Here is a 22,970-nt window from a genome sequence, read left to right on the forward strand (position 1 = left end):
TCCCGGTCTCCTCGTCAGGGGGTGGGTCAGAGGTTTCCGCGCTTCTCCTGCTCGCGCTCGATGGCCTCGAAGAGCGCCTTGAAGTTGCCCTTGCCGAAGCCCAGCGAACCGTGCCGCTCGATGAACTCGTAGAAGACGGTCGGGCGGTCGCCGATCGGCTTGGTGAAGATCTGCAGCAGGTAGCCGTCCTCGTCGCGGTCGACCAGGATGCCGCGGGACTTCAGCTCCTCGATCGGCACGCGGACCTTGCCGATCCGCTCGCGCAGCGCCGGGTCGTCGTAGTAGGAGTCCGGGGTGTTGAGGAACTCGACGCCGCGCGAACGCAGCACGTCGACGGTGGTGAGGATGTCGTTGGTGGCGAGGGCCATGTGCTGGCAGCCGGCGCCGGTGTAGAACTCCAGGTACTCGTCGATCTGCGACTTCTTCTTCGCGATCGCCGGCTCGTTCAGCGGGAACTTCACCCGGTGGTTGCCGCTCGCGACGACCTTGGACATCAGCGCGGAGTACTCGGTGGCGATGTCGTCGCCGACGAACTCGGCCATGTTCACGAAGCCCATGACCCGGTTGTAGAACGAGACCCACTCGTCCATCCGGCCGAGCTCCACGTTGCCGACCGCGTGGTCCAGCGCCTGGAAGAGCCGCTTCGGCGCGCCCGCGGGCCGCTGCACCCTGGTCTCGGCGACGACGTAGCCGGGCAGGTACGGGCCGTTGTAGCGGGAGCGGTCGATCAGGGTGTGCCGGGTCTCGCCGTAGGTGGCGATCGCGGCGCGGCGCACGGTGCCGTTCTCGTCGGAGACGTCGTTCGGCTCCTCCAGGACGGTGGCGCCCTGGGCGCGGGCGTGCGCGATGCACTTGTCGACGTCCGGCACCTCCAGCGCCAGGTCGACCACGCCGTCGCCGTGCCGGCGGTGGTGGTCCAGCAGCGGGCTGTCCGGGGAGACACCGCCCTTGATCACGAAGCGGCACGAGCCGGAGCGCAGCACGAAGGCCTTGCGGTCGCGGCGGCCGGTCTCCGGGCCGGAGTAGGCGACCAGCTCCATGCCGAACACGGCCTGGTAGAACTGCGCCGTCTGGGTGGCGTTGCCGACGACGAACACCACCGCGTCCTGGGCGGTCACCGGGAAGGGGTCGCCCGCGGGGTCGTGCTCGACCAGGCCGACGAGCGTGCGGAGCTGCTCGGCGTCGAGGCCGGCCTCCAGCTCGGCGGGGGTGAGTTCCACGGCGTTGGCGGTCATCGGTGCTCCTCCACGTTGAGGTTCTCCGCACCGCGAGGGGTCGGGCGGTAGCGGTTGCGCAGAGCTTGCCTTCGGTCCGGAGGTTGGGCAACAGCTGCGATTTCCACTGATCAATGTGTACAAGGTGAGCAGGTCGGGGCCTGGCGGGCTGTACGGATTGCCCAGTCATCGGTCCACCGGCGAGAGGTGCTGCGCGAACCAGTCCGCGGCCAGGGCGGCGACCGCCTCCAGCGCACCGGGCTCCTCGAAGAGGTGGCCGGCGTCCGGGACGACCGCCAGCGACGCCGGCGCCCCCAGCTGCGCCTGTGCCCGCCGGTTCAGCTCCAGCACCGTGCGGTCGGCCCCGCCGACGATCAGCAGCACCGGCGCCGACACCCCGCCCAGCACCGGCCCGGCCAGGTCCGGCCGCCCGCCGCGGGAGACCACCGCGGCCACCCGCGGACCCGGCTCGGCGGCCGCCCGCAGCGCCGCGGCCGCGCCGGTGCTCGCGCCGAAGTAGCCGACCGGCAGTCCGGCGCAGTCCGGCCGCGCCGTGACCAGCCGGGTCACCTCCGCCAGCCGCCGGCCGAGCAGCTCCGTGTCGAAGACCTTCTCCCGGTCGATCTCCTCTGCCGGGGTGAGCAGGTCGAACAGCAGCGTCGCCAGCCCGGCCCGGTTGAGTTCGCCCGCCACGTACCGGTTGCGCGGACTGAGCCGGCCGCTGCCGCTGCCGTGCGCGAACAGCACCAGGCCGAGGGCGTCCTGCGGCCGGGTCAGCACCCCCAGCAGCTCCACGCCGCCCGCCTCCAGGGTGATCTCCGGGTCCTCCGGCTGCTGCTGCCGGGCCGCGGCCTCGTCGAGCAGGGCGATCACCTCGGCGTCCGAGGTCTGCGAGAAGTCCGTGTAGAACTCGCCGATCGCCCAGAACCGGGCCGGGGTGTGCGGGCAGACCAGGTCGTCGACGTCCCCGCCCAGCCGGGCCGCCCAGTCCTGCGGCGCCACCGGCACCGCCAGCACCACCCGGGCCGCCCCGCGGGCACGGACGATCCGGCAGGCCGCCAGCGCGGTCGAGCCGGTCGCCACCCCGTCGTCCACCACGATCACCGTCCGGCCGGCCAGCGGAACGGGCGAGCGGCCCCGGCGGTACCGCTCGGCGCGGCGCTCCAGCTCGGCCCGCTCCTCCCGCTCGACCTCGGCGAGCTGCTCGGGCGAGACCCGGGCACCGCGCACCACCGCGTCGTTGACCACCCGGGCGCCGTCCTCGCCGATCGCCCCCATGCCCAGCTCCGGCTGGAAGGGCACGCCGAGCTTGCGGATCACACAGATGTCCAGCGGCGCCCGCAGCGCCCGGGCCACCGGCGCGGCGACCGGGACGCCCCCGCGCGGCAGCGCCACCACGACCGGGTCGGCCCCGCGCCACCGCTGCAGTTCGGCCGCCAGCCGGCGGCCCGCTTCCTCGCGGTCGGGGTAGTACATGGCTGAGCCTCTCCACGTCCACCGTACGTCCGTGCCGGGCACACCCCCAGGGGTGCGGGGAACCGCGCGATCCGGATGCGGGCCGTCGTACGGACCAGGGGTCGACCGGGTCCTGTTCCGACACCCGTGCCCGGACCGCGCAGTTCCGCCCCCGGACCTTCGGCCGGGAGGTGCCCCCGGCGCCCCCCGACCGCTGCCGCCCGCTACGGCAGCGCCGCCGCGAGGACGTCCACGTAGCGGATGTCGGGCGGGGCGGCGAGGAGGCGGGGGGCGGCCTCCATGAGGGCGGCGGCGATCCGGCCCTGGAGGTGGTACTCGCGGCCCTGGGCGTCGTCGAAGGTGTCGAAGATGCCGAAGACGGTCTCGCTCTCACGGAAGGCGAACCAGGTCCGGGTGTCCACCTCCTCGACGGCCATCGGCAGCGCGCCGAGCAGCAGCTCGGCGACCTCCTCGGCGTGTTCCGGCTTGGCCTCGATGCGGGCGAGCAGTCCGACGGGCGGCATGGGGCCTCCAGGTGGGGTCGGGTGGGGCGGCGGGTCTCAGGCGTGCCGGGCGAAGTCCTCCAGGGAGACGGTGTACTCGCCGCTCTCGGCCGAGTGCCGCACGCAGTAGGCGCGCGGGTACCAGCCGGGCACCTGCCAGGCCTGCGGCTGCTTGACCGGCCGGCACGCGTCGGCCGGGTCGGCGCCCTCGGCGGCCTGCAGCGCGGCGAGCGTGACCATCGGCTCCAGGAAGGTGATCCGGGCGTCGTAGGTGCCGTACACAAAGGTGCGGGTGAATCCTCCGCCGTGCCACTCCTCGCCGGTGAGGTCGGTGAGGTGGTTGCCCATGGCGACCTGGGCGAGGCCCTTGTCGGTGTAGTCGGCGGGCAGGTATTCGGGCGGCAGCGGCCTGGTGGCCGTCGCGTAGTCGGTGCAGTCGATCAGGATGCCGCACGGGCCGGGGCGGATCGCCTGCCGTTCGGCGTCGGACTGCAGGTAGAAGTGCACGTCGAGGTGGGGGCGGTCGTAGACCTTCGGCGGGCCGTGGCCGGCCGGGTCCCAGTCGAGCAGGGCGAAGTCCAGCGGCATCCCGGGCAGGCCGTGCAGGGCCCGGGGCAGGGCGAGCGCGTACTCGTGGCCGCCGGCGCACTCGTGCATGGGGTCGACGGTGCCGTCACCGTCCCGGTCGTAGCAGTGCCGGCCGTCGGCGGGTTCGGTGGGCAGGTCGGTCAGCGAGCCGCGGGTCAGGGCGACGCCGATCTCGACGGGCTCGTCGCCGCGCAGGCGGGCATAGGTGTGTGCGGCGCCGTCGCCGAAGGGGACGGGGCGGCCGTAGACGGTGCGCAGGTGTTCGGCCGCGGCGGCCGGGGCGGCGGGCAGCAGGGCGGTGGCCAGCAGCGCGGCGGCCAGCAGGCGGCGGACGGGGCGGGGGCGGGGGTTCGGCGGCACGACGGCGGACCTTTCGCAGCGGGGGCACTCCTGGCCACTGTGCCGGGCACGGACCTGACCGGCGCCCGGTGCTGCTCCGTCCGGGGTTGCGCCGGTGAACGGGTGTCAGGCGAACGGCCGTTGCGTGAAGGCCTCTTGACGGAGGCTTGACCGAAGCCTGACCATCATGAGCGCGTCAAATCACGGCCGCCCACCCCCACCCCACCGGGCGGCCGCACCGTCAGGTCCCGTTCTGCCCCACCGGAATCCGGAGTCCTACGTGTCCCTGCATGCCCTCCGGCGTGCGCAGCGGCGATCCCGCCTGCGCCGTCCCGCCGCCCTGGCCGCCGTCGCCGCCGCCACGCTCGCCGCGACGCTGCTCGCCCCCTCCGCGTCCGCCGGGCCCGCCCCCGCTGCCGCGCTCGCGGCGGCCCCCGACATCCCGGTCGCCAACGTCAAGGCGCACCTCGCCCAGCTGCAGTCCATAGCCACCGCCAACGGCGGCAACCGGGCGCACGGCCGGGCCGGGTACAAGGCCTCGGTCGACTACGTGAAGGCCAAGCTCGACGCGGCCGGCTACACCACCGCGCTGAAGACCTTCACGTACAACGGCGCCACCGGCTACAACCTGATCGCCGACTGGCCGGGCGGCGACGCCTCGCACACGGTGATGGCCGGCTCCCACCTGGACTCCGTCACCGGCGGGCCCGGGATCAACGACAACGGTTCCGGCTCGGCCGGCATCCTGGAGGTCGCGCTCGCCGTGTCGCGGGCCGGCCTGCAGCCCACCAAGCACCTGCGGTTCGGCTGGTGGGGCGCCGAGGAGTACGGCATGGTCGGTTCCAAGAACTATGTCAACAGCCTGTCCAGCACCGATCGTTCGAGCATCGAGGCGTACCTCAACTTCGACATGATCGGCTCGCCGAACCCCGGCTACTTCGTCTACGACGACGACACCAAGCTGGACAACCTGTTCAAGACGTACTTCTCCGGGATCGGCGTGGCCACCGAGCCGGAGACCGAGGGCGACGGCCGCTCGGACCACGCGCCGTTCAAGAACGCCGGCATCCCGGTGGGCGGCCTGTTCAGCGGCGCCGACTACACCAAGACCAGCGCCCAGGCGAGCAAGTGGGGCGGCACCGCGGGCCAGGCCTTCGACCGCTGCTACCACGCGTCCTGCGACACCAGCGCCAACATCGACGACACCGCCCTGGACCGGATGAGCGACGCGATCGCCCACGCGGTCTGGACGCTCGGCACCGAGAGCGCGCCGCCGCCCGGCAAGGTCTTCGAGAACACCACCGCCGTGGCGATCCCGGACGCGGGGGCCGCGGTGACCTCCTCGATCACCGTCTCCGGGGTGGCCGGCAACGCGCCCGCCGCGCTGCAGGTCGGCGTGGACATCAAGCACACCTGGCGCGGTGACCTGGTGATCGACCTGGTCGCACCGGACGGCAGCAGCTACCGGCTGAAGAACTCCAGCTCCAACGACTCGGCCGACAACGTGATCACCACCTACACCGTCAACGCCTCCAGCGAAGTGGCCAACGGAACCTGGAAGTTGAAGGTGCAGGACGTGGCCGCGCAGGACACCGGCACGATCGCCGGCTGGAAACTGACCTTCTGACGGGCAGGGCGGAGGGGGTGCCGGAGAGGCGGCACCCCCTCCCGGGACCGACCTACGGCTGCATCTCGTAGGCGCCGGACAGCGCCTCGACCTTCGCCCAGACCCGGGCGGCGCGTTCGGCGTCGGCCACCGGGCGGCGGACGTGCGCCAGCGCCCAGGCGGCCTGCTCCTCGGTGGTGGAGGACTTGCCGTGCAGCTCGGTGGCGTGCGCGGAGAAGTCCCGCACCAGGGCGTCGAAGATCTGGTCCAGGACGTCGCCGTCGAGGCCGGTCAGCTCCGCCTGCTCCAGCACCAGCTGGCCGTAGACGACCAGCGCGAAGAGCTGGCCGATCTCCAGCAGGAAGTCCAGGTCCTGCTGCTGCTCGGCGCTCGGCGCGTGGGCGAGCAGCAGCGCGCAGAGGCCGTCCGCCTGCTCGCGGAAGCGGGCCACGTTCGGCACGGCGGCGTGCGCGTCGTAGGCGGTGCGCCAGTCGTGGAAGCGGATCGCGCCGAGGCCCCGGGCCGGGCCCTGGCGGAACAGGAACTCGTCGTCCGCGGCGTCCACCCGGTTCGGCACCGGCGCGAACCCGGCCGGGTTGAACAGGTAGTTGCCCATGAACTTGAGGATCAGCGCCAGGTTGACGTGGACGGTGCCCTCCAGCTTCGGCAGGCCGCGGATGTCCTTGGCGGCCTTGTCGAAGTAGGTGTCCGCCTCGAAGCCCTTGGCCGCGATGACGTCCCACATCAGGTCGATGACCTTCTCGCCCTCGGTGGTGACCTTCATCTTGGTCATCGGGTTGAAGAGCAGGTAGCGGCGGTCCTCCGGCGAGGCGGTGCGGAAGTAGTCCACCGAGCGGGAGCTGAACAGCTTCATCGCGACCAGTCGCGCGTACGCGTCCGTCAGTTCGCGCTTCACGTGGGCGAACTCGGTGACCCGCTTGCCGTACAGCACCCGGTTGTGGGCGTGCGTCACGGCCTCGTACATCGCGTGCTCGCAGATGCCGATCGAGGCGGTGCACAGGTTGAACTTGCCGACGTTGACGGTGTTCAGCGCGGCGTCGAAGGCGGCCTTGCCGGTGTGCAGCACGTCCTCGGCGCGCACCGGGTACTCCTCCAGTCGGAACTCGCTGACGTACATCTGCGCGTTCACCACGTTCTTGACCAGGTGGTACGCCTCGTGCCGGCTGTCGGCGGCGAAGAAGACGTAGCCCTCCGGGCCCTCCACGTCGGAGCGGCGGCCGAAGACCGACACCAGGCCGGCCACGTTGCCGTTGCCGATGTAGTACTTGGAGCCGGTGGCGGTGAAGCCGCCCTCGCCGTCCGGGGTGAGCACCATGTCGGTGGAGTAGATGTCGGCGCCGTGGCTGCGCTCGGACAGGCCGAAGGCCATCACGTGGCCCTCGGAGAGCAGCTGCGCGGCGCGGGCGCGGACGGCCTCGTTCTCGCTCTGCCAGACCGGGCCGAGGCCGAGGATGGTGACCTGCCAGGTGTACCAGTAGCCGAGGCCGTAGAAGCCGAGGATCTCGTTGAGCTCGGCGATCCGGGCGGTGTCCCAGCGCTTCGCCGGGTCGGCCGAGGACGGCGTCAGGAACTCCGCGAACAGGCCCTCCTTGGCGGCGAACTCCAGGAAGTCCGCGTACCAGGCGCGGTCGATGTAGGTGTCGATCAGCGCCTTCTTGCCGCGCGACTCGAACCAGTCGACGGTGGCGCGCAGCAACCGGCGGGTGGTGTCGTCGAACTGCGCGGGGTCGTAGGAGCGCGGGTTGAACAGCTGCATCATCAGGTCCCAGGGGTCGAGGGTGGCGTGGCTTGCAGGCGGTGCAGGGTGGCGAGCACGTCGTCCAGCCAGGCGAGGATCATCCGCTCGTACTCGATGCCGCCGCGCAGCACCACGTGCTGGAGGCGCTGCTGGGCGTCGAGGGCGTCCGGGTCGGGGAAGTCGCGCTGCTCGCCGGAGAGGTAGCGGGCGAGCAGGGCGGCGTGCTCCGCGCGGTGCCGCTCGACCTCGGGGACGAGCGCGGCCGGGTCGTCGAAGGCGGCGGCGCGGATCTTCACGGCGAGTTCGTGCCGGACGGTCTCCGGTTCGACCGGCTCGCGCAGCCAGCCGACCAGGACACCGCGGCCCGCCGCGGTCGCCGAGTACACCTTCTTGTCCGGGCGCCCGTCCTGGGCGACCTCCTCCGCGGCGACCCAGCCGTCCGCCTCCATCCGCCGCAGCACCCGGTAGATCTGCTGGTGGGTGGCCGTCCAGAAGCGCCCGATGGAGCGGTCGAAGCGGCGGGCCAGTTCGTAGCCCGACCCGGGCTGCTCCAGGAGGGAGACGAGGATCGCGTGCTCCAGTGCCATGCCCGCATCCTGCTATGCAACGAGTTGCATAGGCAATGCGGGCCCGCCGCGTGAGACGCACCTCACGCGGTCCACCCCGGCGGAAGAATGGCCGGGTGGACGAGGTGGAGCTGCTGCGGCGGCGGATGCAGGCGCAGTTCGGGCGGGCACGGATGCGGGCCGCGGCGGCCGCCGGGACGTCGGGGGGCGTGCAGGCGCAGGACGCCGGGGCGGCCCGGCTGGGGCTACGGGCACGCGGCGTGGCGGACCCGACCGAGCCGGGGCGGGCGCTCGCCGCGGGGGAGACGGTGGTGCTCGCGCTGATGCGCGGCACGCTGCACCTGGTGCCCGCCGAGGACGCGCGCTGGATGCTCGGCCTGTTCGCCGCCCGCAACCTGGCCGCCGGCGCCCGGCGGCGCCGCGAACTCGGGCTCACCGAGGAGGTCTGCGCCCGCGCCGGGGAGCTGCTGCCCGCACTGCTGGACGTGCCGCGCGGACGCGCCGAACTCGTCCGGCTGCTGAACGGCCAGGGCCTCGGGATCGACCCGACGGGCCAGGCCCCGGCCCACCTGATGGGCTGGGCGACGGCGCACGGGCTGCTCTGCCGGGGTGCCGACGTGGCGCCGCGCGATCCCGGCTACCTGCCGCTGCCGCAGGGCCGCCCCGCGCCCGAGGACCCGGCCGCCGAGCTGGCCGGCCGCTACCTGGCGGCCTTCGGTCCGGCGGAGGCCGCCGACTTCGCGGCCTGGTCCGGCCTGCCGGTGCGCGAGGCCCGGCGGGCCGTCGCCGCGGCCGGGCCGGAGGAGGTCGCACCGGGCCTGTTCGCGGCGCCCGGTGCCGGGTCGCCGCCGGCCGGGCCGCCGGTGGTGCGACTGCTCGGGGCCTTCGACAACTACGTGATCGGCTACCGGAACCGGGACGCCGTGCTGGCGCCGGAGTTCGCCCGGCGGATCAACGCGGGCGGCGGGATCGTGAAGCCGGCCCTGGTGGCGGACGGCCGGGTGCTCGGCAGCTGGCGGCGGGAGAAGGGCGCCCTGGTGGTCGAGCCCTTCCGGGCACTGCCGGCGGCGGTGCGGGACGGGCTGGACGGGGAGGCCGAGGCGGTCGCCGCGTTCCTGCGGATCGATGCCGGGCTGAGGGTCGAGCGACCTGCCGAATGACAGCAAATGGGTAATAATCGGGCGTAAAGGTTAGATAAGGGACTCGACGGGTATGGGGGCAGTCGCCTGCCTCGTCACTGACCTTGGAGGTGGTTCCCGGTGTCGACCCAGCTTCCGGGTATGGAGCGCCATCCGGACATCCTTGCAATGCGTGAACACTACGAGCGCGTCACCTCGACGATGCTCGCGCAGGGCGTCGAGGCGCTCTGCATCATCGCCGGCATCTTCCTGGCGATCTCCCCGTGGGTGGTCGGGTTCGCCCTCTTCCCCGCCGCGGGCGGCATCCAGGGCGTGACCCTGAGCAACCTGATCTGCGGTCTCACCTTCGCCTTCCTGCTGGGCGGCTACGCGACCGCCTTCGAGCGCACCCACGCACGCGCCTACGCCGGACTGGCGCTCGGCGTCTGGACGATCATCGCCCCCTGGGCGACCGTCGGAGACCAGGCGTTCTACCGGACGATCTGGACCAACTGCGTGACGGGCGCCGTGATGGCCTGCCTGGCAGGTGCGGCGATCGCCATGGCGATGACCGGCATGTCCTCGAAGATGGGTAGGAGCCGCGGATGACGGAGACCGACACGGACAACCCTCCGACGGGTGCGGACCCCACGGTCCGCACCCGTCGACCGTTCCACCGGCCGTTCCGGCGACCCGGTCCGCGGACGGGCCGTCAGGGACGGGTCATGCGCAGCACGTCCAGCGCCTCGTCCAACTGCGCCTCCGTCAGCAGGCCGCGCTCGACGTAGCCGCGCTCCAGCACCACCTGGCGGATCGTCTTGCGTTCGGCCAGCGACTGCTTGGCCACCTTCGCGGCCTCCTCGTAGCCGATGTACCGGTTCAGCGGCGTGACCACCGACGGCGAGGACTCCGCGTACTCCCGGGCCCGCTCGGCGTTCGCGGTCAGCCCGTCGACCGTGCGGTCGGCCAGCAGCCGGGCCGCCGACGCCAGCAGCCGCACCGACTCCAGCACGTTGCGCGCGATCACCGGCAGCATCACGTTCAGCTCGAAGTTGCCGCTCGCGCCGGCCACCGTCACGGTCGTGTCGTTGCCGATCACCTGGGCGGCCACCATCAGCACCACCTCGGGGATCACCGGGTTCACCTTGCCCGGCATGATCGACGAACCGGGCTGCAGGTCCGGCAGGTTGAGCTCGCCGAGACCGGTGCGCGGGCCGGAGCCCATCCACCGCAGGTCGTTCGCGATCTTCGTGAAGCCGACCGCCACCGTCCGCAGCTGGCCGCTCAGTTCGACCAGCCCGTCGCGGGCGCCCTGGGCCTCGAAGTGGTCGCGGGCCTCGGTGAGCGGCAGCCCGGTCGCCCGGGCGACCTCCGCGATCACCGCGGCGGAGAACCCCGGCGGGGTGTTGATGCCGGTACCCACCGCCGTACCGCCGAGCGGCAGTTCGGCGACCCGCGGCAGCGTGGCACGCAGCCGCTCCACGCCGTACCTCACCTGGGCCGCGTACCCGCCGAACTCCTGGCCGAGGGTGACGGGGGTGGCGTCCATCAGGTGCGTCCGGCCGGACTTGACCACCTCGGCGAACTCGGCGGACTTGCGCTCCAGCGCGGCCGCCAGGTGCTCCAGCGCCGGCACCAGCTCGTCGCCGACCGCCCCCGTCGCCGCGACGTGGATCGACGAGGGGAACACGTCGTTCGACGACTGGCTCGCGTTCACGTGGTCGTTGGGGTGCACCGGCCGGCCGAGCCGCTCCCCGGCCAGGGTGGCGATCACCTCGTTGGTGTTCATGTTGGACGAGGTGCCGGAGCCGGTCTGGAAGACGTCCACCGGGAACTGGTCGTCCCAGCGGCCCTCCGCCACCTCCTCGGCGGCGGCCGCGATCGCCTGCGCCGTCGGCGCGTCCAGCACGCCCAGCTCCGCGTTGACCTTCGCCGCGGCGGCCTTGATCCGGGCCAGCGCCGCGATGTGCGAGCGCTCCAGCCGCTGGCCGGAGACCGGGAAGTTCTGCACCGCGCGCTGCGTCTGCGCCTGCCACTTGGCGGCCGCCGGCACCCGGACCTCGCCCATCGAGTCGTGCTCGATGCGGAACTGCTCCTCGTCACCCATGGTGGGACACCTCCTGCACAGCACAACGCCCGACGAGCCGGGGAATTCCGGGACGGAGAGCTGGGCGAGCCGATAGGGGCGGGGGGAACTGCGCAATTCGGATGTGGGCTGCCGTACTGTTCACGGCTCGGCCCGATCCGTCACGGCGACCACTCCCGGATCGCGCAGTTCCCCCCGCCCCCGGTGGTGCCCAGAAATGCAGTGGTTCGGGGCGGGGTGGTGGTGAGGCCGGGCTGGAGGAGGACGGGGTCGTCGGTGCGGGCGCGGGCCAGGGCGGCCGGGTCGAGGTCGACGGTGAGCAGCTCCGGTGCGTCCTCGGCGGCCTCGGCCAGCAGGTGCCCGTCCGGGCCCCAGGCGGCGCTGCGCCCGCAACCGGTGTACGGCCCGGAGCGGCCGACGTGGTTGGCCAGCAGGACGTACAGGGTGTTGTCGAGGGCCCGGGCGGGGAAGACGGTGCGGCGCTGGTGGGCGCCGGGGCCGGTGCCGAACAGGGCGCCCACCAGGTAGGCGTGGGCGCCGTCGAGGGCGGCGGCGCGGGCGTGTTCGGGGAAGCCGGAGTCCCAGCAGACGCCGATGCCGAGCCGCCAGCCGTCGAGTTCCAGGGTGCAGCCGCCGGTGCCGGGGGAGAAGCCGGCGGCGCGCTCGTCGGGGGTGGCGAACTGCTTGCGGTAGACGGCGGCCGTCCGGCCGGACCCGTCCAGGGCGAGGGCGGCGATGTGCAGCGTGCCGGTCTCCCGGTCGCGGACGGGGGCGCCGACCACCACGGCGGTGCCGGTCCCGGCGCAGGCGGCGGCGAGCGGGGCGAGCCGGGGGTCGTCCGGGGCGACGGTCAGGGTGTCCGGGGCGGCGGCGATGCCGGCGGTCTCGTAACCGGTCAGGAAGAGTTCGGAGAGCAGCAGCAGCCGGGCGCCCTGCGCGGCGGCCCGGCGGACCAGCGCGGCTGCGGTTGCGGTGTTCGCGACGATGTCCAGCGGGACGAGCGGGGCCTGCGCCACGGCGACGCGGAGCGGGGAGGCGGGAAGCGTGTGTACAGGGATGCTCACGGGTCTCAATCCTTACATGTCCGGCCGTCCGCACTCAAGGCCCCGGTCGGCCCGGACCCGTCCGCGTGGCGTGCGCCGCCGTTCCGGGCCGGGTGCCACCATGGCGCCATGACGGAACCGTCGGACCCGGCCGCGCGCTACGCGGAGATCGCCGAGGAGCTCGCCCCGCGGGGCGCGACGCAGTCGAAGATGTTCGGCATGCCCTGTCTGAAGGACGCCGCGGGCAAGGCCTTCGCCGGCCTGCGCGAGGGCGAGTTGGTGTGCCGGCTGGGCCGGGACACGCCCGCCCTCGCGGAGGCGCTGCGGCTGCCGGGCGCCCACCTGTTCGATCCGATGGGCGGCCGGCCGATGAAGGACTGGGCCTGCATCCCGCTCGGCGCGGCCGCCCACTGGGACAACTTCGCCGAGGCCGCGCTGATCGCCCCGCGCTGACCGCCGCCGCAGCGTCGGTGCCGCCCGGCTCAGCCGTGGTAGCCGGCGACGATCTTCGTGAAGGCGTACGCCGACTGGGAGATCCCGCTGCAGGAGTCGCCGGCCTGGGTGCCGGAGGGGCAGGCCCGGTCCCGGTTGACCGCCCAGAAGGTGAACCGGGCCAGGTGGTGCGCCTTGGCGTAGTTCAGCATGGTGGTGAAGTCGCCGGTGGAGACGGTCTCGTCGGCCTCGTCGGTCTTCCCGTTCATCGAGGAGATGCCGATGTGCCGGTACGCGGTGGCGCTGTCGTAGCCGTACGCGCTCGCCACCGCCTTCTGCAGGCCGTCGGCGGCCTTGGTGGAGACGCTGCCCATGGAGCCGCTGTGGCTGCCGAAGTCGAAGGGCATGATCGTCCAGCCGTCGAGGGCGAGCCCGGCCGCGGCGCCCTTCTTGATCAGGTCGAGGCCGTTGGCGTCGGGGCCGGTGGGCGTGGTGCCGAAGGTCAGGTAGGTGCGGATGCCCGGGTTCCTGCTCTCGACCGTCTTCAGGGCGGAGACCACCCGCTGCCGGACGGTCGCGCTCGCCACCTCGGTGTTCTCGATGTCCACGTCGATCGCCTTGAGCCCGTAGGCGTCGATCACCTTCTGGTAGGCCGCGGCCAGGGCGCTCGCCGAGGTGCACTTCTCGCCGAGCTTGTTGCCGCTCCAGCCGCCGAAGGAGACCACCACGTCCCCGCCGGCCGCCCGGATCGCGTTGATCGCGCTCTGGTCGCTGCCGCCGGTCAGCGGTCGGCTGCCGTCCCACTTGGGGTTGCAGCCGCCGTCGCTGAGCAGGAAGGCGAGGGTGAACTGCTTGACCCCGGTCGCCGCCATCACGTCGGTCGGCTTCTGCGGGCTGCCCCAGCCGAGGTACTCGTACGGGGCGTTGAGGCCCGCCGGGTCGGCGGCCGTGGCGGTGGCGGCCTGTCCGGCCGGCGCCAGGGCGAAGGTGCCGGCGGCGAGGGCGGCCGCGCCGGCGAGGGCGAGCGCGGGGCGGACGCGGCGCCGCAGGGCGTGCGAGGGCATGGTTCTCCGTTCGTCGTGGGTGTCGCGGGAACCGTCAGGAAAGTTTCCTAACTCCATCCGGACCCAGCAAAGCAGTCCCTCGTGTGCACATCAAGAGCCGGTGCCTTAAGGGAAGTTGAAGGCCGAAAATGCGTCGCCGGGTGGGGCCGGCGGCCGATACGGTCGAGTGTATGCAGACCACCACCCTCTGGCGTCCGACAGGCCCGAAGGAGCTCGCGCTCGTCGAGGCCTCCGGATGGCGCGCCTGGCCGCCCCGCCTGCCGGAGCAGCCGATCTTCTACCCGGTGCTCAACGAGGACTACGCCGTCCGGATCGCCCGGGACTGGAACGTGCCCGCCTCCGGCGCCGGCTACGTCACCCGGTTCGAGGTCGAGAGCGCCTACCTGGAGCGCTTCCCCGTCCGGCAGGCCGGCGGCGAGACCATCCTCGAACTCTGGGTCCCCGCCGAGGAGCTGGCGGAGTTCAATCGGCACATCGTCGGCACCATCGAGGTCGTCCGCAGCTTCGGTGCGGCCGAACGGCCGGACGCCGCCCGAGCCTGAGCCGGGCACACCGGGTTACGGTACGAATCCCGGCACCCGCGGCCGGCCGCGCCGAGCAGCCACCACCGATCCGATCCCGAGGAGCGCCATGGCAGGCCCGACCGTCGACGCCGGCGGCGAGCGGACCACCCCCGCCGCCGGCCCGGCGACCGCTGCCCGGCCCGGCCGGGCCACCGTCGCCGCCCTCGGCGGCCTGGTCGCGCTCGGCCCCTTCACCACCGACCTCTACCTGCCGGTCCTGCCCTCGCTCGCCGCGGACCTGCACGCCACCGCACCCGCCGTCCAACTGACCTTCACCGCGCAACTGTTCGGCATGGCCGCCGGCCAGCTGGTGTTCGGCCCGCTGAGCGACCGGCACGGCCGCCGCCGCCCGCTGCTCGCCGGCATCGCGGTCTACTCCCTCGCCACCCTGGTCTGCGCCCTCGCCCCCGGCCTCGGCGTGCTCGTCGCCGCCCGCTTCGTGCAGGGCGTCGCCGGCGCGGCCGGCCTGGTGATCGCCCGGGCCGTGGCCCGCGACCGCTACGAGGGCGTCGCGATGATCCGCTTCATGGCCTCGCTGGCGATGATCTCCGGCCTGGCCCCGATCGTCGCGCCCGTGCTCGGCGCCCAACTGCTGCACGTGACCGACTGGCGCGGCACCTTCGCCGTCCTCGCCGGACTCGGCGCCGTCCTCACCGTGCTCGCCGCGGTCGCCCTGCACGAGTCGCTGCCGCCCGAACGCCGCCACCGCGGCGGCCTGACCACCACCCTGCGGGCCGTCGGCGGGCTGCTCCGCGACCGGAGCTTCCTCGGCTACGTCCTCACCAGCACCTTCGCCTTCGGTGCGCTCTTCGCCTACGTCAGCGGGTCCTCCACCGTGCTGCAGGAGGTCTACCGGGTCTCGCCGCAGACCTACAGCCTGCTCTTCGCCGTCAACTCGGTGGCCCTGATGGCCTCCACCCAGCTCAACGGCCGGGTGCTGGTCACCCGGCTGCGCCCCGACACGCTGATGCTGCTGGGCCTGGTGACCGCCGGGGCGGCCGGGCTCGCGCTCACCCTCTTCACCGGGGCATGGGACCTCGGCCTGGCCGCGGTCTGCCCGGCGATGTGCCTGCTGATGGCGGCCATGGGCGTGGTCGGCCCGAACTCGGCGGCGCAGGCGCTCACCACGGCCCCGCACGCGGCAGGCTCCGCCTCCGCCCTGCTCGGCCTCGGCACCTTCCTCTGCGGAGCCGTGGTCGCCCCGCTCAGCAGCGCGGGCGGCGAGCCGTCGGCGGTGCTGCTGGGCGCGGTGGTGCTCGGCAGCGCGCTGCTCTCGCTCACGGCCTTCCTGACGCTGTGCCGGTCCCGCAAGCCTTCTGCCGGGCAGGCGGCGTAGCGGTCTGTCAGCGGCGGCCGCGGGCCAGCAGGGCGGCGCGTGCGCGGCCGGCGAAGTCGGCCTGGGCGGCGGTGGCCACCGGCTCCTGGGCGGTGCCGCCGGGCTTCACCGTGCCGGCGACCGTGTAGTAGCCGTAGCGCCCCACGGCCGCGTGGGTGTTGGCGCAGCCGGCGCTGGTGCAGTACGAGGTGTGGCCGGCCGGCACCAGTCCCTGGACCTGGCCCTTGTGCCCGGCTGCCACGGCGTCGGCCTGGGCCTTGGTGTCGAGGACGGCGATGCCGACGGTCACCGCACTGGAGCCGGTGGTGTAGGTGGCCCGGAGGATGCTGCGGCAGCCGTGGGCGGCGAGCACGTCGCCGAGGCCGCCGGTGGTGGCCTTCCAGCAGGGGTCGGTGGTGGCGGTGGTGAGCCGGGTCCAGGTGCGGCCGTCGACGGTGGCGGTGGCCGGGAAGAGCGCGGCCGGGTCGAGCGGCGCCGTGTCGGTGGCGGCCGAGGAGATGATCGTGAGCGGGTCCGCGGGCGCGGCGGAGGAGGGTGCGCCGGCCGAGGTCCGGGCGCCGCTCGGAGAGGTGCTCGGATGCGCCGAGGGGCTGCCCGGGGCGCCGGGGGAGGCCGACGCCCCGGCAGAGGTGCTCGGCACGGCGCTCGTTCCGACGTCGACCGGCTCGGAGCCGGCGGGACCGCCGGTGGCGGGGGTGCCGCTGCCGGCCGCCGTCGAGGGCCCGTCCCTGCGGTCGGAGCCGGACAGTCCGACCGCGGTGGCGGTGATCCCGCCGACGACCAGGGTGGCGGCGACCACGCCGCCGACGATCTGCAGCTGCTTGCGACGCTTGACCTCCTGCTGGTGCCGGTCGGCCATCGCCGCCCAGTCCGGCTCGCCCGTGCCCGCCGGTCCGCCCCACCCCTGCACCGTGCTCCGCCCGTCAGTCATGCGCGCGATCCTACGATCTGACGGTCCTACCGGCGCAAACCGTCAGCTCGGGGCGGTCGCCGCGGTCAGCAGGTGGCCGCTGATGCCGAGCAGGGAGGGCTCCGACTCGGTGGTGCGCAGGGCCGTGAGCACGGTGTCGCGGCGCTCCGGGTCGTCCAGCCACGTGTTGACGTCGCCCATCAGCCAGACCGCGCCCTCCAGCCCGTACTGCCGGGCGTCCGGCAGGCCGGCGGCGGCGAACTCGTCGAGGACGTCGGCCGGGTGGTGGAACCAGGCGGTGGTGAAGAGCGGGTTGTCGGCGGTGCCGCCGAGCAGGCCGGTGGCCGCGCAGGCGTCGGTGGCCGCGCGCGGGCCGGGCTCGAAGTAGCGGCCGATCCGCAGCTGGTCGTGCAGCCCGGCGTACCGGTTGATGGTGGCGGCGACCACCGCACCGCCCGGTCGGCAGACCCGGCGGGCCTCGGCGAGCGCCCGGAGCCGGTCGGCGTGTTCGGTCAGGTGGTAGAGCGGCCCGAGCAGCAGCACCGCATCGTACGAGCCGTCGGCGGCCTCCAGCGCGCGGGCGTCGCCCAGGGCGGCGCGGACGCCGGGCAGCGCGGACGCCTGTTCGACGTGCAGCGGCACCGGGTCGAGCAGGTCGACCTCGTGGCCGTCGGCGGCCAGCCATTCGGCGTGCACGCCCGCCCCGCCGCCGACGTCCAGCACCCGCAGCGGGGCGGGGCCGAGCAGCCGGCGCAGCACGTCCCGGGTGCGCCAGAACTCCAGCCGGTTGTGCTCGCGCTGCAGCCGGCCCTGTTCGGCCCCGCGGTTGTAGTAGTCGAGGATCTCCGGGCGGACGGTCACGGTGTCGTCGGTCATACGAGCCATCATGATCGTCCGCCCGGCGCCGGTCACCGGGTTTTCGGGCGCCGGCGGTCAGCCCAGGCCGTTGGCCTTCAGCCAGTCGGCGGCGACCGCCGACGGGTCCTCCTTGTCGACGGCGACCCGCTTCATCAGGGCGGTGAGGCCGGCGGTGTCGAGCTTGGCGGAGACGGCGTTCAGCGCGGCCGTGGCGGTGGCGTCCACCCCGGCCCTGTTCACCAGCGGGACGACGTTCTGCACGCTGAAGAGGTTCTTCGGGTCGGCGAGCGCGACCAGGCCGAGCTGGACGATCCGCGGGTCGGTGGTGAAGACGTTGCCGACCTGGACGGTGCCGTCCTTGAGCGCGTTCGCGGTGGTGTCGGCGGTCGGCTTCCACTCCTTGAAGGTCAGCCCGTAGACGTCCTTGAACTGCTGCTCGCGGCGGGACTTGAACTCCGGCGGCCCGCCGACCACCAGGTCGCCCGCCTTCCCGGCGAGGTCAGCGACCGAGGTGAGCTTCAGCCGGTCGGCGGTCTCCTTGCTGACCGTCAGGGAGTCCTTGTCCTCGGCGGCGGCCGGGTCGAGGATGCCGAGTTCGGCGGGCAGCTTGCGCCCCAGCTCGGCGTCGACGGCCTCGGTGCCGGCGGCGGTGGTCTTCGGGTCCAGGTAGGCGAGCAGGGCGCCGTTGTACTCGGGCAGCACGGTCAGGCTGCCGCTCTTGAGCTGCCCGTACAGCACCTCGCGGCTGCCGATGTTGAACTTCTCCTCGACCTTGACGCCCTTGGCCTTCAGCGCCCGGGAGTAGATCGAGGCGAGCAGCACGTTCTCCGGGAAGTTGGCGGAGCCGACGACGACGGTCCTGCCGTCGGCGGGCTTGGCGGATCCGCCGTCGGAGGCGAGCGGGTCGCCCGACGAGGAGGAGCAGGCCGCCGCGCCCAGCGCGAGTGCGGCGGCGGTGAGCGTGCGGACGAGTCGGGCGGTCATCGGGCTTCCTTCGTTCGAGGCGTACGGGTACGGCGGGTGGTGCGGGTGAGCCGGGCCTGCGGCGGCGAGGCGCGGCGGATCAGCGGGGCGAAGAGCAGCTGCGCGGCCACGGCCAGCAGGACGACCAGCAGGGCGCCGCCGACGGTGGCCGGGTAGTCCTTGGTGGCCAGGCCGTCGACGACGTAGCGGCCGAGGCCGCCGAGGCCGACGTAGGCGGCGACGGTCGCGGTCGCGATCGTCTGCACGGTGGCGGTGCGCAGCCCGGCGAGCAGCACCGGCGCGGCGGCGGGCAGGCAGACCTGCCCGAGCACCTGGCGGTGGGTCAGCCCGATGCCGAGCGCGGCGTCCCGGACGGCCGGGTCGGTGCCGCGGACGCCCTCGGCGGCGGCGACCAGCAGCGGCGGCGCGGCCAGCGCCACCAGCGGGACGAGCACGGCGGTGTCGCCGACGCCCGCGAGCAGCACGGCGAGGGTGACCAGGCCGAGCGTGGGCAGTGCCCGGGCGGCGCCGGTCAGCGCGGTCACCACGAAGGTGCCGCGGCCGGTGTAGCCGATCAGCAGCCCGAGCGGGACGGCGAGCACCGCGGCCCACAGCAGGGCCTCCCCGCAGAACACCAGGTGCTCGGCGATCCGGTGGCCGATCGCGTCGGGTCCGCTGCGCCGGGCGGGGGCGGTGAAGAAGGTGGTCAGCCAGCCGAGCCAGTTCACCGGGCACCTCCGGCGGCCCAGGGGGCGAGCAGCCGGCGGGCCAGCACCAGCAGCAGGTCGGTGACGAGGGCGAGCAGCACGACCAGCGCGATCCCGGCGAGGATCGGGGTCGGGAAGGTCCGCTGGAAGCCGTCGACGAAGAGGTAGCCCAGGCCGCCGCGGCCGACCAGGGCGCCCACCGCGGCGAGCGAGATCGAGGAGACCGCGGCCACCCGCACCCCGGCGACCAGGTACGGCACGGAGGCGGGGAGTTCGACGGCGGCGAGGCGGTGCCAGGGCCCGTAGCCGAGGGCGGTGGCCGCCTGCCGGACGTCCTCCGGCACGGCCCGCAGGCCGTCGACGGTGGCGGGCAGCAGCACGGCGAGCGCGTAGCAGGTGAGCGGCACCATCACGGTGGCCCGGGTGGCCAGGCCGGTGTACGGGATGAGCACCACGAAGACGGCGATCGCGGGCAGCGCGTACACCACGTTGAAGACCGCGGCGAGCGGTTGGTAGAGCCGGGGCAGCCGGGCGCAGAGGAGGCCGAGCGGGACGGCGGCGAGCAGGGCGATCAGCACCGGGACGAGGGAGATCACCGCGTGGTCCAGCGCGAGGTCGCGCAGGTAGCCGAGGTGGTCGCCGATCCAGTGCCAGCGGACGAGCGGTTCACCGTCCACCGGCGGGCTCCTCGACGCCGGGCCGCCCGGAAGCGGTCTCCCCGGCAGCGGGCTCCGGGACGGCCGGGCCGAGCGCGGCGAGCACGGCGGCCCGGGTGGCCAGGCCGGTCGCCCGGCCGTCCCCGTCCACGGCGACGGCGGCGCCGGCGGGGGAGAGCACCGCGGCGTCCAGGGCGGACCGCAGGCTGTCGGCGGCGGGGGCGAAGACGGGGGCGGGCCGGCGCTCGCCGTTGCCCTCCCAGGCGGTCGGGCGGCCGCCCGCGTCCACCGCGAGCCGCCAGCCGTGCAGGTCGGTGCCGACGGGCAGCAGCGCGACCGCGGCGGCCGGCCGCAGGCCGAGCCCGCGCAGGCCCCGGTCACGGCCGAGGAAGGCGGCCACGCCGTCGTCCGCGGGCGCGGTGAGCAGGGTGTGCGGGTCGGCGCACTGGGCGATCCGGCCGTGCTCGCGCAGCACCACCACCCGGTCGCCGAGTCGCACGGCCTCCTCGATGTCGTGCGTCACGAACAGCACGGTCTTGTTCAACTCGGACTGCAGCCGCAGCAGTTCCTCCTGCAGGCCGGCCCGGACGACCGGGTCGACCGCGCTGAACGGCTCGTCCATCAGCAGCACCGGCGGATCGGCGGCCAGCGCGCGGGCCACGCCGACCCGCTGCTGTTGTCCGCCGGAGAGCTGGAAGGGGTAGCGGCGGGCGGTCTCCGGCGGCAGGCCGACCAGCTCCAGCAGTTCGGCGGCGCGGGCCCGGGCCGTCCGGCGGTCCCGGCCGAGCAGCCGGGGCACGGTCGCGATGTTGTCCAGCACCCGGCGGTGCGGGAACAGCCCGGCCTGCTGGATGACGTAGCCGATGCCCCGGCGCAGCCGGGCGGCGGGCAGCGAGGCGACGTCCTCGCCGTTCAGCAGCACCCGGCCGGAGGTCGGTTCGACCATGCGGTTGACCATCCGCAGCAGGGTGGTCTTGCCGCAGCCGGACGGGCCCACGAGCACGGTTATTCGGCCGGCCGGGACGTCGAGGTCCAGGCCCTCGACGGCCACGGTGCCGTCCGGGTGCCGCTTGGCGGCGCCCTCGAAAGTGATCACGTGTGGTTCCAGGGTGCTCGGTCGTTCTGATGCGCCGTGAGGTGGTGACGCATGATGCGAATGTGACAAACAAACACCTGATCGAATCCCCGGGGGCCCGTCAGGTCAAACCCGCGGCCGCCGAAAGGGTGGGCAGACCCGCCGCCTCCCACGCGACGTAGCCGCCGTCCAGGTCGGTCGCCCGGTGCAGCCCGAGCTCCCGCAGGCTCGCCGCAGCCAGGCTGGAGGCGTAGCCCTCGGAGCAGACCACGATCCAGTGCACCCCGTGGTCCACCGCCTCCGGGATCCGGTGGCTGCCCGCCGGGTCGAGCCGCCACTCCAGCACGTTCCGTTCGATCACCAGCGCGCCCGGGATGCCGCCCTCGCGGCCCCGCTGCGCCACCGGCCGGATGTCCACCAGCAGCGCCCCCTCGGCCATCGCCGCGAACGCCTCCGCCGGGCCGGGCCGGTACACCCCGGCCCGGGCCCGCGCCACCAGCTCCTCCACCGTCGTCACCACTGCTCCGGTCCCTCCTCCGCGGTGCGGACCAGGCCGCCGGCCCGCAGGTCGTAACGCGTCATCCCGCTCAGCGGCGGCGAGTACGCGTGGATCGTCACGGCCGGCCCGGCCGAGGTGTTGCGCACGTCGTGCAGGTACGCGGCGCCGAACGCCCGCACCGCCCCCGGCGCGACCCGCCGCACCAGCAGCCCGTCCTCCGGCCCGCCCAGCGACAGTTCCTCCAGTTCACCCAGCGCCACCGCGAACGCGCCGCGCGAACCGCCGTGGTCGTGGAACCCGGTGGACTGCCCCGGCAGCCAGCTGATCAGCCACACCTCGTGGTCCTCGGCGCTCACCAGCCGCTCGTACCAGCGGTCCCCGGTGGCCAGGCGCACCCGGTGGATCCAGCGGTCGGGCTGCTCGGCGAGGTCGCGGACGATCGCCCGCAGGGCGTTCGGCGACAGCGGACGGGCGGTGCCGCCGGACTCGGGGGCGGTGCTGTCCGGGCCGGTGGCGTCCGGGCCGGTGACAGCGGTGTCGGGGGCGGAAACGGGTACGGCGAAGTCCAGGCTCATGACGTGTCCTCGGATGACCGGAGGGGCGGCGGGCGCACCGGGCACAGCGGTGCGCCGACCGGGGGAGGGGAGCTTCAGGAGCGGACGGTCCCGGACGGCACCCGACGGATCAGGCGCCGGCCCCGGAGAACGACACGGGGCGAGGAGGAACCGTCAGCGGGCACACATGTCGCTCGCCTGGCGTCGCAGATCGACGTGCAGGCGGCAGACCAGAGCGGTGCCGGGCTTCATGCGCCGATCGTTCACGACGGGGGAGGGGCGCGTCAAGCCGCGTCCACCCGGCGGAAGGCACGCCCGGCCGCCCGGCGCACCGCGAACGGCGGAGCGGCCCGCCCCGGATCGTCCGGGACGGGCCGCTCGGCGGGCGGTGCGTCAGTTGTTCTGCGTGGCGTCGCCGTCCGCCTGCGCGGCGGCGCTCTCCGCCGCGTCCAGCTTCTGCTGCATCTGCTGGGTCTGGCCGTCGTCCTGCTGCGACTGCGCGGCCTTGTCGCCGCCGCCCTGGTGCGGACCGCAGCCCGTCAGCAGCAGCGCGGCGGCCGCGGCGAGGGCCGCCACCGCGGCACCGGCCCGGCGGCTCACTTGGAGCCCGCCGAGGACGAGCCCTGCTTGCCGCACCAGTCGGCGACGGCCTTCAGGTCCTTCTGGCGGAGCTCCAGCGTCGGCACCAGGGTCTTGCGGAAGTCCAGCCGGTCGTTCAGGTAGGTGTACACCTCGGTGTGCCCGGCGGACTTCGCCTCGGCCACCCGCTTCTCCAGGCGGGCCACCGAACCGACCACCGTGGCATCGCCGTTCAGCCGCTTCAGGGCCTTGTCGAGGCGGGCCTGGGTGGCCGGCACGCGCTTGCAGATCGCCTTGGCGCCGTCGCCCTTCGGGGTCTCGGCGGCCTGGGCCGGGGCCGCACCGGCGAGCACGGAGCCGGCCAGGGCGAGTGCGCCGATCGCGGCGGCCTTGCGGTTCATGGGCATGTCGGTCTCTCCTCCGGATACCTGGTTGATCGGACGCCGGGGAGCGTAGGACGGCTTCTTGTGGAAACCCTGTGACCGCCCGGAGCCCGG

General features: G+C 73.9%; 25 protein-coding genes. 6 read left to right on the forward strand and 19 right to left on the reverse strand.

The genetic code is table 11. The features are described 5' to 3' along the window. Positions 1 to 26: 26 nt before the first annotated feature. The 4 genes from hppD to AB0442_RS03695 all read right to left on the reverse strand — a co-directional run bounded on the left by hppD (position 27) and on the right by AB0442_RS03695 (position 4,120). Positions 27 to 1,235, reverse strand: a complete 1,209-nt coding sequence (gene hppD / locus AB0442_RS03680) for a 4-hydroxyphenylpyruvate dioxygenase (protein ID WP_263102847.1) — start codon at positions 1,233 to 1,235, stop codon at positions 27 to 29. A gap of 165 nt (positions 1,236 to 1,400) precedes the next feature. Next, entirely contained in the window at positions 1,401 to 2,690 is a 1,290-nt protein-coding gene (locus AB0442_RS03685) for a phosphoribosyltransferase family protein (RefSeq protein WP_366160372.1), read from the reverse strand. A 203-nt stretch (positions 2,691 to 2,893) separates the two neighbouring features. Further along, positions 2,894 to 3,193: an antibiotic biosynthesis monooxygenase gene (locus tag AB0442_RS03690; protein WP_344623677.1), complete on the reverse strand. Its 300-nt coding sequence runs from the start codon at positions 3,191 to 3,193 to the stop codon at positions 2,894 to 2,896. A 36-nt stretch (positions 3,194 to 3,229) separates the two neighbouring features. Beyond that, entirely contained in the window at positions 3,230 to 4,120 is an 891-nt protein-coding gene (locus tag AB0442_RS03695) for a hypothetical protein (RefSeq protein WP_366160373.1), read from the reverse strand. Positions 4,121 to 4,385: 265 nt separating this feature from the next. Between AB0442_RS03695 and AB0442_RS03700 the strand changes: the two genes are divergently transcribed. Then, positions 4,386 to 5,726 (forward strand): M28 family metallopeptidase, encoded by a 1,341-nt coding sequence (locus AB0442_RS03700; RefSeq protein WP_366160530.1) that lies wholly within the window; start codon positions 4,386 to 4,388, stop codon positions 5,724 to 5,726. Positions 5,727 to 5,778: 52 nt separating this feature from the next. Here AB0442_RS03700 and AB0442_RS03705 read toward each other — a convergent pair whose 3' ends face one another. Beyond that, positions 5,779 to 7,485 carry an acyl-CoA dehydrogenase family protein gene (locus AB0442_RS03705; protein WP_363545955.1) on the reverse strand — a complete coding sequence of 569 codons (1,707 nt, stop codon included), beginning with the start codon at positions 7,483 to 7,485 and terminating at the stop codon, positions 5,779 to 5,781. Beyond that, on the reverse strand, positions 7,485 to 8,051 hold the full coding sequence (locus AB0442_RS03710) for a PadR family transcriptional regulator (RefSeq protein ID WP_366160374.1): 567 nt from the start codon (positions 8,049 to 8,051) through the stop codon (positions 7,485 to 7,487). Before AB0442_RS03710 ends, AB0442_RS03705 begins: the two co-directional genes overlap by 1 nt. Before the next feature lie 95 nt (positions 8,052 to 8,146). On the opposite strand from AB0442_RS03710, the gene AB0442_RS03715 reads away from it, so the two are divergent. Both AB0442_RS03715 and AB0442_RS03720 read left to right on the forward strand, forming a co-directional pair. Beyond that, positions 8,147 to 9,190 carry a winged helix DNA-binding domain-containing protein gene (locus AB0442_RS03715; RefSeq protein ID WP_366160375.1) on the forward strand — a complete coding sequence of 348 codons (1,044 nt, stop codon included), beginning with the start codon at positions 8,147 to 8,149 and terminating at the stop codon, positions 9,188 to 9,190. Between the two features lie 147 nt (positions 9,191 to 9,337). Continuing rightward, positions 9,338 to 9,757: an SPW repeat protein gene (locus tag AB0442_RS03720; protein ID WP_363545948.1), complete on the forward strand. Its 420-nt coding sequence runs from the start codon at positions 9,338 to 9,340 to the stop codon at positions 9,755 to 9,757. A 103-nt stretch (positions 9,758 to 9,860) separates the two neighbouring features. Here the strand turns inward: AB0442_RS03720 and AB0442_RS03725 are convergent, their stop codons facing one another. Further along, the gene (locus AB0442_RS03725; protein ID WP_366160376.1) at positions 9,861 to 11,255 is read right to left on the reverse strand and encodes a class II fumarate hydratase; all 1,395 of its coding nucleotides are present in this window, start codon (positions 11,253 to 11,255) and stop codon (positions 9,861 to 9,863) included. Between the two features lie 140 nt (positions 11,256 to 11,395). After that, positions 11,396 to 12,298, reverse strand: a complete 903-nt coding sequence (locus AB0442_RS03730) for a carbon-nitrogen hydrolase family protein (RefSeq protein ID WP_366160378.1) — start codon at positions 12,296 to 12,298, stop codon at positions 11,396 to 11,398. Positions 12,299 to 12,406: 108 nt separating this feature from the next. On the opposite strand from AB0442_RS03730, the gene AB0442_RS03735 reads away from it, so the two are divergent. Continuing rightward, positions 12,407 to 12,730, forward strand: coding sequence for a hypothetical protein (locus AB0442_RS03735; RefSeq protein WP_363545940.1), 324 nt, complete (start codon positions 12,407 to 12,409; stop codon positions 12,728 to 12,730). 29 nt (positions 12,731 to 12,759) lie between these two features. Here AB0442_RS03735 and AB0442_RS03740 read toward each other — a convergent pair whose 3' ends face one another. Next, a complete protein-coding gene (locus tag AB0442_RS03740) occupies positions 12,760 to 13,773 on the reverse strand; it encodes a chitinase (RefSeq protein ID WP_366160379.1) in 1,014 nt (337 codons plus the stop codon). A gap of 170 nt (positions 13,774 to 13,943) precedes the next feature. Between AB0442_RS03740 and AB0442_RS03745 the strand changes: the two genes are divergently transcribed. Beyond that, a complete protein-coding gene (locus AB0442_RS03745; RefSeq protein WP_363545934.1) occupies positions 13,944 to 14,315 on the forward strand; it encodes an ADP-ribosylation/crystallin J1 in 372 nt (123 codons plus the stop codon). Between the two features lie 88 nt (positions 14,316 to 14,403). Beyond that, positions 14,404 to 15,672, forward strand: a complete 1,269-nt coding sequence (locus AB0442_RS03750; RefSeq protein ID WP_366160381.1) for a multidrug effflux MFS transporter — start codon at positions 14,404 to 14,406, stop codon at positions 15,670 to 15,672. Between the two features lie 7 nt (positions 15,673 to 15,679). On the opposite strand, the gene AB0442_RS03755 is transcribed toward AB0442_RS03750, so the two are convergent. The 10 genes from AB0442_RS03755 to AB0442_RS03800 all read right to left on the reverse strand — a co-directional run bounded on the left by AB0442_RS03755 (position 15,680) and on the right by AB0442_RS03800 (position 22,880). Further along, positions 15,680 to 16,603, reverse strand: coding sequence for a hypothetical protein (locus AB0442_RS03755; protein WP_366160383.1), 924 nt, complete (start codon positions 16,601 to 16,603; stop codon positions 15,680 to 15,682). Positions 16,604 to 16,645: 42 nt separating this feature from the next. Continuing rightward, complete coding sequence (locus tag AB0442_RS03760) at positions 16,646 to 17,458, reverse strand: class I SAM-dependent methyltransferase (protein ID WP_366160385.1); 813 nt, start codon at positions 17,456 to 17,458, stop codon at positions 16,646 to 16,648. 57 nt (positions 17,459 to 17,515) lie between these two features. Beyond that, the gene (locus tag AB0442_RS03765) at positions 17,516 to 18,424 is read right to left on the reverse strand and encodes an ABC transporter substrate-binding protein (RefSeq protein ID WP_366160386.1); all 909 of its coding nucleotides are present in this window, start codon (positions 18,422 to 18,424) and stop codon (positions 17,516 to 17,518) included. After that, on the reverse strand, positions 18,421 to 19,131 hold the full coding sequence (locus tag AB0442_RS03770) for an ABC transporter permease subunit (RefSeq protein WP_366160387.1): 711 nt from the start codon (positions 19,129 to 19,131) through the stop codon (positions 18,421 to 18,423). Before AB0442_RS03770 ends, AB0442_RS03765 begins: the two co-directional genes overlap by 4 nt. Beyond that, entirely contained in the window at positions 19,128 to 19,787 is a 660-nt protein-coding gene (locus AB0442_RS03775; protein WP_366160388.1) for an ABC transporter permease, read from the reverse strand. Before AB0442_RS03775 ends, AB0442_RS03770 begins: the two co-directional genes overlap by 4 nt. Next, positions 19,777 to 20,862, reverse strand: coding sequence for an ATP-binding cassette domain-containing protein (locus AB0442_RS03780; RefSeq protein ID WP_366160390.1), 1,086 nt, complete (start codon positions 20,860 to 20,862; stop codon positions 19,777 to 19,779). The genes AB0442_RS03775 and AB0442_RS03780 overlap by 11 nt, the downstream gene beginning before the upstream one ends. Positions 20,863 to 20,962: 100 nt before the next feature. Then, positions 20,963 to 21,361: a rhodanese-like domain-containing protein gene (locus tag AB0442_RS03785; protein WP_366160391.1), complete on the reverse strand. Its 399-nt coding sequence runs from the start codon at positions 21,359 to 21,361 to the stop codon at positions 20,963 to 20,965. Next, positions 21,355 to 21,915, reverse strand: coding sequence for a cysteine dioxygenase family protein (locus AB0442_RS03790; protein ID WP_366160392.1), 561 nt, complete (start codon positions 21,913 to 21,915; stop codon positions 21,355 to 21,357). Before AB0442_RS03790 ends, AB0442_RS03785 begins: the two co-directional genes overlap by 7 nt. Before the next feature lie 372 nt (positions 21,916 to 22,287). Further along, the gene (locus AB0442_RS03795; RefSeq protein WP_263102824.1) at positions 22,288 to 22,494 is read right to left on the reverse strand and encodes a hypothetical protein; all 207 of its coding nucleotides are present in this window, start codon (positions 22,492 to 22,494) and stop codon (positions 22,288 to 22,290) included. Continuing rightward, the gene (locus AB0442_RS03800; protein WP_030265793.1) at positions 22,491 to 22,880 is read right to left on the reverse strand and encodes a hypothetical protein; all 390 of its coding nucleotides are present in this window, start codon (positions 22,878 to 22,880) and stop codon (positions 22,491 to 22,493) included. The genes AB0442_RS03795 and AB0442_RS03800 overlap by 4 nt, the downstream gene beginning before the upstream one ends. Positions 22,881 to 22,970: the final 90 nt, after the last annotated feature.

Source organism: Kitasatospora sp. NPDC085895, from assembly GCF_040702125.1.
Classification (GTDB): domain Bacteria; phylum Actinomycetota; class Actinomycetes; order Streptomycetales; family Streptomycetaceae; genus Kitasatospora; species Kitasatospora arboriphila.

What these genes read in the sequence shown, in the direction of transcription:
- AB0442_RS03790 (WP_366160392.1), bottom strand. Translation starts at nt 21,915, where the DNA reads ATGAGCCTGGACTTCGCCGTACCCGTTTCCGCCCCCGACACCGCTGTC.
- hppD (WP_263102847.1), bottom strand. Translation starts at nt 1,235, where the DNA reads ATGACCGCCAACGCCGTGGAACTCACCCCCGCCGAGCTGGAGGCCGGC.
- AB0442_RS03765 (WP_366160386.1), bottom strand. Translation starts at nt 18,424, where the DNA reads ATGACCGCCCGACTCGTCCGCACGCTCACCGCCGCCGCACTCGCGCTG.
- AB0442_RS03755 (WP_366160383.1), bottom strand. Translation starts at nt 16,603, where the DNA reads ATGACTGACGGGCGGAGCACGGTGCAGGGGTGGGGCGGACCGGCGGGC.
- AB0442_RS03705 (WP_363545955.1), bottom strand. Translation starts at nt 7,485, where the DNA reads ATGATGCAGCTGTTCAACCCGCGCTCCTACGACCCCGCGCAGTTCGAC.
- AB0442_RS03685 (WP_366160372.1), bottom strand. Translation starts at nt 2,690, where the DNA reads ATGTACTACCCCGACCGCGAGGAAGCGGGCCGCCGGCTGGCGGCCGAA.
- AB0442_RS03745 (WP_363545934.1), top strand. Translation starts at nt 13,944, where the DNA reads ATGCAGACCACCACCCTCTGGCGTCCGACAGGCCCGAAGGAGCTCGCG.
- AB0442_RS03800 (WP_030265793.1), bottom strand. Translation starts at nt 22,880, where the DNA reads ATGCCCATGAACCGCAAGGCCGCCGCGATCGGCGCACTCGCCCTGGCC.
- AB0442_RS03750 (WP_366160381.1), top strand. Translation starts at nt 14,404, where the DNA reads ATGGCAGGCCCGACCGTCGACGCCGGCGGCGAGCGGACCACCCCCGCC.
- AB0442_RS03710 (WP_366160374.1), bottom strand. Translation starts at nt 8,051, where the DNA reads ATGGCACTGGAGCACGCGATCCTCGTCTCCCTCCTGGAGCAGCCCGGG.
- AB0442_RS03690 (WP_344623677.1), bottom strand. Translation starts at nt 3,193, where the DNA reads ATGCCGCCCGTCGGACTGCTCGCCCGCATCGAGGCCAAGCCGGAACAC.
- AB0442_RS03735 (WP_363545940.1), top strand. Translation starts at nt 12,407, where the DNA reads ATGACGGAACCGTCGGACCCGGCCGCGCGCTACGCGGAGATCGCCGAG.
- AB0442_RS03760 (WP_366160385.1), bottom strand. Translation starts at nt 17,458, where the DNA reads ATGACCGACGACACCGTGACCGTCCGCCCGGAGATCCTCGACTACTAC.
- AB0442_RS03740 (WP_366160379.1), bottom strand. Translation starts at nt 13,773, where the DNA reads ATGCCCTCGCACGCCCTGCGGCGCCGCGTCCGCCCCGCGCTCGCCCTC.
- AB0442_RS03720 (WP_363545948.1), top strand. Translation starts at nt 9,338, where the DNA reads ATGCGTGAACACTACGAGCGCGTCACCTCGACGATGCTCGCGCAGGGC.
- AB0442_RS03725 (WP_366160376.1), bottom strand. Translation starts at nt 11,255, where the DNA reads ATGGGTGACGAGGAGCAGTTCCGCATCGAGCACGACTCGATGGGCGAG.